The sequence below is a fragment of the Pantoea sp. ME81 genome, from assembly GCF_903970985.1.
In the GTDB taxonomy this organism is placed as follows: Bacteria; Pseudomonadota; Gammaproteobacteria; order Enterobacterales; family Enterobacteriaceae; genus Pantoea; species Pantoea communis.
This window is the reverse complement of the sequence record NZ_CAJCKS010000174.1, coordinates 1-9,878: the sequence shown is the minus strand read 5'-3', so window position 1 is coordinate 9,878 and position 9,878 is coordinate 1. Positions and strand designations below refer to the sequence as shown.

The 9,878-nt window shown below is 51.4% G+C and carries 10 protein-coding genes; 8 read left to right on the top strand and 2 right to left on the bottom strand.

The window, feature by feature from the left end; genetic code table 11:
* Positions 1-289: 289 nt before the first annotated feature.
* A complete protein-coding gene (locus H7A81_RS22520) occupies positions 290-544 on the top strand; it encodes a type II toxin-antitoxin system Phd/YefM family antitoxin (RefSeq protein WP_034831240.1) in 255 nt (84 codons plus the stop codon).
* Positions 541-966, top strand: coding sequence for a type II toxin-antitoxin system VapC family toxin (locus H7A81_RS22515; protein WP_182058774.1), 426 nt, complete (start codon positions 541-543; stop codon positions 964-966). The genes H7A81_RS22520 and H7A81_RS22515 overlap by 4 nt, the downstream gene beginning before the upstream one ends.
* Positions 967-1,231: 265 nt before the next feature.
* Here H7A81_RS22515 and H7A81_RS22510 read toward each other — a convergent pair whose 3' ends face one another.
* Entirely contained in the window at positions 1,232-1,909 is a 678-nt protein-coding gene (locus H7A81_RS22510) for a hypothetical protein (RefSeq protein ID WP_182058773.1), read from the bottom strand.
* 270 nt (positions 1,910-2,179) lie between these two features.
* On the opposite strand from H7A81_RS22510, the gene H7A81_RS22505 reads away from it, so the two are divergent.
* The 5 genes from H7A81_RS22505 to H7A81_RS22485 all read left to right on the top strand — a co-directional run bounded on the left by H7A81_RS22505 (position 2,180) and on the right by H7A81_RS22485 (position 8,350).
* Entirely contained in the window at positions 2,180-2,746 is a 567-nt protein-coding gene (locus H7A81_RS22505; protein ID WP_182058772.1) for a sugar dehydrogenase complex small subunit, read from the top strand.
* A 29-nt stretch (positions 2,747-2,775) separates the two neighbouring features.
* Positions 2,776-4,431, top strand: a complete 1,656-nt coding sequence (locus H7A81_RS22500; protein WP_058961671.1) for a GMC family oxidoreductase — start codon at positions 2,776-2,778, stop codon at positions 4,429-4,431.
* Positions 4,428-5,825 carry a cytochrome c gene (locus H7A81_RS22495; protein ID WP_182058771.1) on the top strand — a complete coding sequence of 466 codons (1,398 nt, stop codon included), beginning with the start codon at positions 4,428-4,430 and terminating at the stop codon, positions 5,823-5,825. The genes H7A81_RS22500 and H7A81_RS22495 overlap by 4 nt, the downstream gene beginning before the upstream one ends.
* A 327-nt stretch (positions 5,826-6,152) precedes the next feature.
* Positions 6,153-7,463: an MFS transporter gene (locus tag H7A81_RS22490; protein WP_182058770.1), complete on the top strand. Its 1,311-nt coding sequence runs from the start codon at positions 6,153-6,155 to the stop codon at positions 7,461-7,463.
* 326 nt (positions 7,464-7,789) lie between these two features.
* Entirely contained in the window at positions 7,790-8,350 is a 561-nt protein-coding gene (locus H7A81_RS22485; RefSeq protein ID WP_182058769.1) for a hypothetical protein, read from the top strand.
* 235 nt (positions 8,351-8,585) lie between these two features.
* Here H7A81_RS22485 and H7A81_RS22480 read toward each other — a convergent pair whose 3' ends face one another.
* A complete protein-coding gene (locus H7A81_RS22480; RefSeq protein WP_182058775.1) occupies positions 8,586-9,260 on the bottom strand; it encodes a GntR family transcriptional regulator in 675 nt (224 codons plus the stop codon).
* Positions 9,261-9,374: 114 nt separating this feature from the next.
* On the opposite strand from H7A81_RS22480, the gene H7A81_RS22475 reads away from it, so the two are divergent.
* On the top strand, positions 9,375-9,878 hold a 504-nt coding region (locus H7A81_RS22475; protein ID WP_182058768.1), incomplete at its 3' end, for a DUF2848 family protein.

Here is a 9,878-nt window from a genome sequence, read left to right as displayed (position 1 = left end):
ATCGAGTCGCTTCCTGCTGGAGAAAGGGACCATGGATATGGTGCTGGGACATGATATGCGCCGCGAGATCGAGCAGTGCCTGGCGATATTTGAGCAGCCGTTGAGTGAGCGCCTGCCGGAGGATGTGAAAACGCCGCTGCTGATTTATCACCGCTATTCTTATTTTTCTTGAACTTCAATCAGCTAGATTTCCAGTACCCTTGAAACATGCTTATTTTCAGCATGGTGTTGAAATATTGTGCAGCTGACGTATCATGTAGTTATGTTTCTACATTCTCAGGAGGCTGTTATGGGTATCTCAACAATTTCGAGCCGTTCGTTCAATCAGCAGGTATCAGCTGCGAAAAAACTGGCGGAGGAAGGCCCTGTATACATCACTGATCGCGGAGAACCAGCCCACGTATTGATGACGTTTGAGGAATATAAAAAGCTAACGGGTACACGACGCAATATCCAGGATGCACTTGCTATGCCCGGTGTCGCTGATATCGATTTTGATCCTCAACGAGTGGACATAGACTTCAGGGATGTGGATTTTTCATGAGATATTTGCTTGATACCAATGTCATTTCGGAAATGCGTAAGGCAAGGACGCCCAAAATTGATCCACAAGTATCCAACTGGACGGATACGGTAGATGCGGGTGATATGTTCATATCAGCGATTACGATTATGGAGATCGAAAAAGGCATCCTTCAGGTGTTGCGAAAGGATGTGCGTCAGGGAGAAATGCTACGCGAATGGTTTGCATCAGTGGTATTACGTGAGTTTTCAGGCCGTGTACTGCCTTTTGATGCCGAAACTGCCATTTATTGTGCGAGCCTCCATGTACCCGACCAACGTTCCGCGAATGATGCAATGATCGCGGCCACTGCCTTTCGTCATGATATGACTGTAGTTACGCGAAATACCAGGGACTTTGAAGGACCAGGCGTTATGTTGCTCAATCCATGGGAGTGGCAATAACATCATCAGAACACATTTAAGAACCGGAATAAAATAATAAGACTAATAAGACTAATAAGACTAATAAGACTAATAAGCGATATGTGGCTATTTTAATTACAGGGTTATTTAATTGAACGAAATCCGGCGCTGTTATTGACCGGTATCTATCAGCCTCGTATTTCTTATATCCAGGTCAATAACTGTATTATCGAACTAAATGTCATTTACCAACGTCAATGAATTATTAATGCAGAGGGGCTGAGCCTTCATTTGCTCTGGCAGTTTATCCATGTCCAACCCCTTCGATTTCGTCCCTTGCGGCTTCAATCACCCGCTCTGAGTGTTTTGCCAACATATCCTGTGGGCGTTGACCACCAAGAAAGCTGTTCACTGACAAGAACCAGAACGCGATTCCCCAACCATCTTTATGATCTGCGAATATCTTCAACACCTCAGAGAGCGCTTTCAATGGTCGGAATTGCGTATTGCGATCCAGACCGTAATCCGGGAAGTAATCCATGCCATTGTGGTGAATCGCAAATATCTGGCCGCTTTTTTTCCATTTATTCGGTTGAGCACTGGGATTGGTAGTACTCAAACCGGCTAACTGCGAGACGTCAGCGGCGGTTAACCAGTTCCCACTTTCCAACACGGCTTTACGTGCTTGCAACAGCATGGCCACTTCTTTCATCAGGTGTGGTGAGGCAGGGGCCTTGGGCAGCATCGATCCAACCAATATCTCGAGTGACTGCTTCTCCTGCCGCTCTTTAAAAACTTCAAACATGGTTGAAGCTACAGTAGAAATATTTTCTGTCAGCGTACTGAGCACACGCAGGTTGCTGATGTTATCGAAGGACACCACTAATACCTGATTAGCCTGAGATTTTCCTAACCGTGTTTTGACTTCTTTAGGGGTGCCAATCAATGTGGAAACCCCTGCATGTTGTTCGATGAGACTCATGGAGGAACTCCTGATTTGGTTATGTTGATTATTGAATATTATCATAACCTAAATAGCGTTCAACTGTCTGTGTGATTAATTTTTACCCACATTCAATCCCTCCTCGCAACTATCCTAAACCCAACAATTTTTGACCTAAATTATCATTTAGAGCTAAAACCACACCCTTTAATGGGATTTCGTTCAAATCCTGATAACAGTTTTGCAACGAAATCGTTAGGATAGCGCCGTTTGGCTTTCTCCTCTTTTGTCTCAGCATCAGGTAACCCCATGAAACGACATTTTGCACCCGAAACCGTTTCTGCATCTAAAAATGGAACCGGTTCCACTCGCAGGGAATTCCTGCTTGCCACACTCGGATTAACCGTGACTGGCGCGGTCGCAGCCCTGCCAGGGAGGGCGTTTGCGGCCAGCGTGATTCACGCCAGCGACGCGGTGAAACAGTTTGTGCAGATCTCACAAGCAATCACCGAACACAAACACCTGGATGTGACTCTTGCTGCGCGCTTTTACGAGGTCCTGGCGCAGCGTGACGCGCAGTTTGTGCCCCGTCTTGCCCAACTCAGCGCGTTGGTCACTCCGCAAATCAGTGCCGATGATTTTCTGGCTAAAGCCAGCAGCGCAGGACTGCACGATTTCCTCTATCAAATCGTCACGGCCTGGTACACCGGCACGGTAGGGGATGACTATCACGGCACGCTGGTGGCTTACAAACAGGCGCTGATGTACCAGACGGTCAGCGATGGTTTGGTGGTGCCGACTTACTGCGGCAATGGCCCAATCTGGTGGACCGCACCGGTGCCGGATGAGCACGACGGTCATATCGAACAGTTGTAATTTCCTCAAAACTAAAACGACGAAAAATCATGAAAAAACCAACTTTTACTGCGCAGGGTGATGCCTCCGCGGACATTGTGATTGTGGGCTCAGGTGTGGTCGGTGGATTGATGGCGAACGAACTCGTCAGTCAGGGCTACTCGGTGCTGGTACTGGAAGCAGGTTTACGCATTGACCGCGCGCAAGCGGTAGAAAACTGGCGCAACATGCCGTTTGCGAATCGCGCTGGGTCAGATTTCCAGGGACTGTATCCGCAGTCCAAATTCGCGCCCGCGCCGCTTTACTTCCCGCCGAACAACTATGTCAATGTGACCGGCCCTAACGCGTCCAGTTTTCAGCAGGGCTATTTGCGCACCGTAGGCGGCACCACCTGGCACTGGGCGGCATCGTGCTGGCGTCATCACCCGAGCGATTTTGTGATGCAGTCAAAATACGGTGTGGGGCGTGACTGGCCAATCAGCTATGACGAGCTGGAGCCCTGGTATTGTCGCGCGGAAAACGAAATTGGTGTGGCGGGGCCAAACGATCCGCATATGCAGTCGCCGGTTGAACGCAGCCAGCCTTACCCGATGGATATGGTGCCGTTTGCCCACGGTGATAACTATTTCGCCAGCGTGGTGAATCCGCACGGTTACAACCTGGTGCCGATTCCACAAGGGCGCAGCACGCGTCCGTGGGAAGGGCGTCCAACCTGTTGCGGTAACAATAACTGTCAACCGATCTGCCCGATCGGCGCTATGTACAACGGCATCCACCACATTGAACGCGCCGAGCGGAATGGCGCAGTGGTGCTGGCCGAGGCGGTAGTTTACAAAATCGATACTGATGGCAATAACCGCATTACCGCCGTGCACTGGAAAGATGCGTCTGGCGCCTCGCACAAAGCTTCGGGTAAAGCGTTTGCATTGGCCTGTAACGGTATCGAAACGCCGCGCCTGCTGCTGCTGGCCGCTAACGGTGGTAACCCGAACGGTATTGCCAACGGTTCTGATATGGTCGGCCGCAATATGATGGATCACTCCGGCTTCCACTGTTCGTTCCTTACCGAAGAACCAGTATGGCTGGGACGTGGACCGGCGCAGAGCAGTTGCATGGTCGGCTATCGTGATGGCGAGTTCCGTCGTGATTACTCGGCCAACAAAATGATTTTGAACAACATCTCACGCGTAGTGGCCGCCACCCAGCAGGCGCTGAAAAAGGGACTGGTCGGCAAAGCGCTGGATGAGGAGATTCGTTATCGCTCAGTGCACAGCGTCGATATCTCCATCAGTCTTGAACCGCTACCGGATCCGGAAAACCGCTTAACCCTAAGTAAAACCCGTAAAGATCCGCACGGTCTGGCGTGCCCCGATATCTATTACGACGTCGGCGATTACGTGCGCAAGGGCGCGGAAGTGTCGCACGAACAGCTGGAGAAAATCGGCAAGCTGTTTAACGGCAAAGAGTTCGCCATCAGTAAAGGTCTTAATGCCAACAACCACATCATGGGCGGCGTGATCATGGGCAAAAGCGGCAAAGACGCGGTCGTGGATGGCAACTGCCGTGCCTTTGACCATGAGAACCTGTGGCTGCCGGGCGGTGGTGCGATCCCTTCCGCCAGCGTGGTTAACAGTACGCTGACCATGGCCGCGCTCGGTCTGAAAGCAGCACACGACATCAGCCTGCGTATGAAGGAGTTCGCATGAAAACGCTGCTTGCAGGTAGCCTATTCGCGCTGATGGCGTTTGGCGCGCAGGCGGAAACGCTGGATGTGAATTTGCTGCGTCAGGGTGAACAGGTTGCCACCGCGTCTGACTGCCAGGCGTGCCACACTGCGCCAGGCAGCAAAACCGCCTACAGCGGCGGCTACGGTATTGCGTCACCGATGGGCACCATTTACGCCACTAACATTACGCCGGATAGCAGCGGCATCGGCAATTATAGCGAGGCCCAGTTCTCCGAGGCGGTGCGGCACGGTGTACGCGCGGACGGCGCGCAACTCTATCCGGCGATGCCATATACCTCTTACAGCATGATGACCGATGAAGATCTGCACGCGCTTTACTACTACATGATGCATGGCGTCAAAGCGCAGGCGCAGCACAACCCGCAGACCGATTTACCATTCCCATTCAACCTGCGTTTTAGCATGCGTTTCTGGAACATGATGTTCGCCAACAACAAGATGTGGCAGAACGATGGCAGCAAAAGCGCGGAGTGGAATCGCGGTAACTATCTGGTCAACGGCCTGGCACACTGCAATACTTGCCACACACCGCGCGGATTTATGATGCAGGAGCAGCAGGATCGTCCACTGGCTGGCGGACCGCTGGGCAGCTGGTATGCGCCAAACATCACGTCGGATGAGGTGAGCGGTATTGGCGGCTGGAGCGATGACGAGCTGGTGCAGTATCTGAAAACCGGACGCGCACCGGGCAAAAACCAGGCGGCGGGCGGTATGGCGGAAGCGGTTGAGCACAGCCTGCAGTATCTGCCGGAGAGCGATTTACATGCTATCGCCACTTACCTGAAAGGCACCGCACCGATTCGTGATGAAGGGGACACTATTCCAGCCTTTAGCTACGGCGCGCCTTATGATGTGGAAACTAGCGTGCGTGGGCGCAATCCGAACAACGCCAATCACTCGCTGGACAACGGCGCGGCGCTGTTCAGCGGCAATTGCGCCAGCTGTCACCAGCCGGATGGCGCGGGCAGTGCTAATCAGGCTTATCCATCGCTGTTCCACAACACGGCAACCGGGCTGCGTAATCCGAACAACCTGATCTCTGCCATTTTGTTTGGTGTGCAACGTGACACCGCCGATCATCAGGTGCTGATGCCGGGCTTTAGTTCGCCGTCCTATGTCGACAAACTGAATGACCAGCAGGTCGCCGATATCAGTAACTTCGTGTTAGCGCATTACGGCAATGCCGAGGTTAACGTGACGGCGGGTGATGTGGCGTGGGTGAGAAAGGGCGGTCATCCACCGCTGCTGGCGCGTCTGCAACCCATGATGTTGCCAGGTATGATTGGCGCGATCATTGTGTTGCTGGTGGTGATTGTCGTGTGGCGCTTGATGCGTCGCAGGCGTGTAGATTGATTCCAGGTGCGCATGAATGCGCACACTACAAGCTGCATTAACCTCCGCAAGGTCGCCTATTATGGCGACCTTGTTGCATGTCATGTTACGGCATCAGGTTACACCCGCTTTTTTAGTCACCAGTTCTAATGAATCATCCCGCTTAAAATTCCTGTGGCTCCGCTTAGTGGCTCCATAACCCTTAAAATGTGCCCATTCGATCACGCCGTAAGTAACACAGTTTCTTAACATTCATCTCAGTGATTAGGATCGCAATAATTATTACCAAACTCTCTTTAATAAGAAGCCATAGAGCTTACGCATGGTTGCGCAAAGAGAGAGGGCGTTATGCACGAGAAAATCCCCGGAACACGTTGGTATCGCGTTATTGCCCCGATTTTAATTACCTGCATCATCTCGTTTATGGACCGCGTAAACATCAGCTTTGCGCTGCCGGGCGGCATGGATCAGGACCTGGCGATCACCAGCCAGATGGCCGGTATGGTCAGCGGCATCTTCTTTATTGGTTACCTGTTCTTACAGGTACCAGGCGGACGGATCGCGGTGAACGGCAGCGGTAAACGCTTTATTGCCTGGTCACTGTTGGCGTGGATGGTGGTGTCAATTGCCACCGGCTTCGTCACTAACCACTATCAACTGCTGGCACTGCGCTTTGTGCTGGGTATCTCCGAAGGCGGCATGCTGCCGGTAGTCCTTACCATGGTCAGCAACTGGTTCCCGGAAAAAGAACTCGGGCGCGCCAATGCCTTCGTGATGATGTTTGCGCCGCTGGGTGGCATGTTTACCGCCCCGATTTCTGGCTACATCATCAACGTACTCGACTGGCGCTGGCTGTTTATTATTGAAGGCTTGCTCTCTGCAGCGGTGTTGCTGGTGTGGTGGCTGGTGATCGCCGATCGCCCGGAAGAGGCGCGCTGGCTCCCTGCCCGTGAGAAAGCGTATCTGTTACGGGAACTGGCCCGCGAGCGTGCCGCGCATCGCAGTGCTGCGCCAGTGAACAAAGCGCCATTAAAAGCGGTTTTCCGTAATTCTGGCTTGATGAAACTGGTGGCACTGAACTTCTTCTATCAGACCGGCGATTACGGTTACACGCTGTGGCTGCCGAGCATTCTGAAAAATCTCACCGGCACGAATATGGCGGGGGTCGGCTTGTTAGCGGCAATCCCGTTTGTTGCCACTATTCTGGGGATATATGCGATTTCGTGGCTCAGCGACCGTACAGGAAAACGCCGTTTGTGGGTGATGGTTTCCCTGTTCTGTTTCGCCGCTGCGCTGCTGGCATCGGTGGTGCTGCACAGTAATATCGTCGCGTCTTATATCGCGCTGGTGGTGTGCGGTTTCTTCCTGAAAGCGGCGACCAGCCCATTTTGGTCAATTCCCGGACGTATTGCCTCGCCAGAAGTCGCGGGAGGTGCGCGTGGCGTCATCAACGGGCTGGGTAATCTGGGCGGATTCTGCGGGCCGTACCTGGTCGGCATAATGACGATGCTATATGGGCAGAGTGTGGCGGTGTGCTGGCTGGCGGGATCGCTGGTGGTGGCCGGCATTATTACGGCACTGCTGCCGCGAAATTGCGATATCAATCCGTCAGCTCCACGTAAAATCGGGGCGGATGAGCGACTGATGAGCGTGAAATAAATGGGTGCGCTGCCGTTAGCAGCGCAACGCTTGCCACGCAGACACCATTTTAGAGTGGCACGTAAAGTTCATTAGTAACGGCGTGCCAAATTCTTCATATTCAAATTTATCGAAGATTTTTTCCTTTCCAAACCCCAATTATTTGAATAAATCACCCCGCATCGACATGTCTTATTGCTGGTGCGTAAGCATTCCGCTAAGAACACGCAAGCAAAATGAAATAACCCTGCGCGGCAAGATATGAAAGGTGTATGATTTTTTTGAGACTTAAGTCCAATGTAAATCAGAAAAAACCTAATTCATTGCAACATTGCGTGAGTATTCGTATGCCACTTACTAACGCCAGGGTACTTAATCTGGGAACGACTTCGCTCGTGCTGTATTCAGATTGCCAATATACCGTAGCCGGCATTTCAGCCATGATGCGTGAGAGATTTCCACAGCAACCAACCGGCAGTACCATCATTATCGTCAATGCCTGCTCGATGTCTCTGGAGGCAAGAATGAATGATGTTTTCGTATTAAGAAAAAGATACGGCGAACGCGCATTTATTTTTGTGCTGACGCAGGATAACGACAATTACGAGATCTATTCTCGTATTCATTTTGTTTCGCTGAGATCTTCAGCCAATGCACTACTGTGTTACATCATGAGTGCGGTGATACTGCATGAAAGTAGAGCCGTCAGGTTATCGCTACAAAGTATGCAAATCATCTACATGAAATCATTGGGTGTTGAGATTGCGGATATTGCATCGCTGATGAACAGAAGTTATTCAACGATAAAAAACAACTTTTCATACTGCAAAAGGCGTTTGCATATCAGGAGTTCATTTTCTGAGCGAGCACTGATCTATATTGCGAAAGGTGTTGTCTGTAAACAATAATAAGGCGGGTCATGTCACAGCTGGTTTTGGTTTTTGTATTATGTTTAGTGCTGGCATTTTCTATTTATGCCATCGTTCATGGTAAAAAGAAAAAGCGCTTTTACAGCAGAAAAATTTCAAGTCGCCGCTAAATTCGACAGCAAAATTGAATCGCCCAGTCACCGCGAGTCGGTTGCTGGGCGCCTTGTCAGCAAAAGCGCTTAACACCTCGCCATGTGGAAAATTTCCGGAGAAGTCAGGTCGAGAGCAGGGCGCGCTTAAACGAGAAAATATGAGCCCGTGCGGCATCGGCCGCTCGTTGCGTGTCACCGGATTCCAGCGCGTCAATAATCTCATTATGCTCCGCAATGACTTCATCCATATGGATAACATTGGACAACGTTGTCGCCCAAAAGCGCTGTGCCTGCGCATGAATCACACTCAGAATATCTGACAGCCGACTGTTTCCGGCGATATCGGCCAGCACCTGATGAAATTCGCGATCCAGCAACATCATTTCCTCGCGACTACGTGATTCGCTCGCTCTGGCGATTTGCTGGTTCAGTTCGCGCAGCTGTTGAATGTGTGAATCAATGACTTTCTGACTGGCTAGTTCAACACACAGGGTTTCATTGACCAATCTCACCTCAATTAACTCCAGTGCATCATCTATCGACAAAGGTGCCACCATCACGCCTTTGCGCGGGATGATCTGCAACAGCCCCTCGGTGGCCAGCCGATGAATCGCTTGATTGATCGGCGTCCGACCCATTGCCAAATCATCCATCACCTGAGCGGTATTTAAATACTCCCCTGGTTTGTAGCGAAGCGTGATGAGCTTGTGCCTGAACGCCAGATAAGCCTGTTCATTTAAAGAGAGGCTCTTTTCCCGGCTGGCTGGGTTCACATTTTCAGTAACTGACTCACTCATCACGACGTTCCTTTTTTTGCCAATGAGACATATTACACAAAAATCTGGCATGAAAATCGCTAGTTTGAAAACACAGTGAAATTTCACAGTGATTTTTCAAATGGAGATCATCACATGCACCTTCAGTTCACAACCGGCGATAAAGCCGCTAGCACGCTCGATGTCGAAGTTTCCCATTTCATTATTGCGGGTTGGGCCGGACGCGATAGTGATGCGGTGTTGCACCATATCAGGGAGCTTGAGGCACTGGGTGTGCCCGCTCCCGGTGCAGTACCGTTGTTTTACCGCGTTGCGACCAATCAACTGAGCCAACAGCCACTGCTGGAAGTGGTCGGCGATGAAACCTCCGGGGAAGCTGAGCCCTTTGTGTTTTTCCATCGGGGCGAATGGTGGGTCTCCCTCACTTCAGATCACACCGATCGTTATCTGGAAACCTTCAGCGTTGCCCTCTCCAAACAGGCCTGTATTAAACCGGTTGCCAGCAAAGCCTGGCGCATGAGCGAGGTGGTTGAGCACTGGGATACGCTGGAGCTGACCTCGTGGATAAAAGAGCAGGGCGAATGGGTGGTTTATCAGCAGGGTACGCTGGCCTCATTACTGACACCACAAGATCTGCTG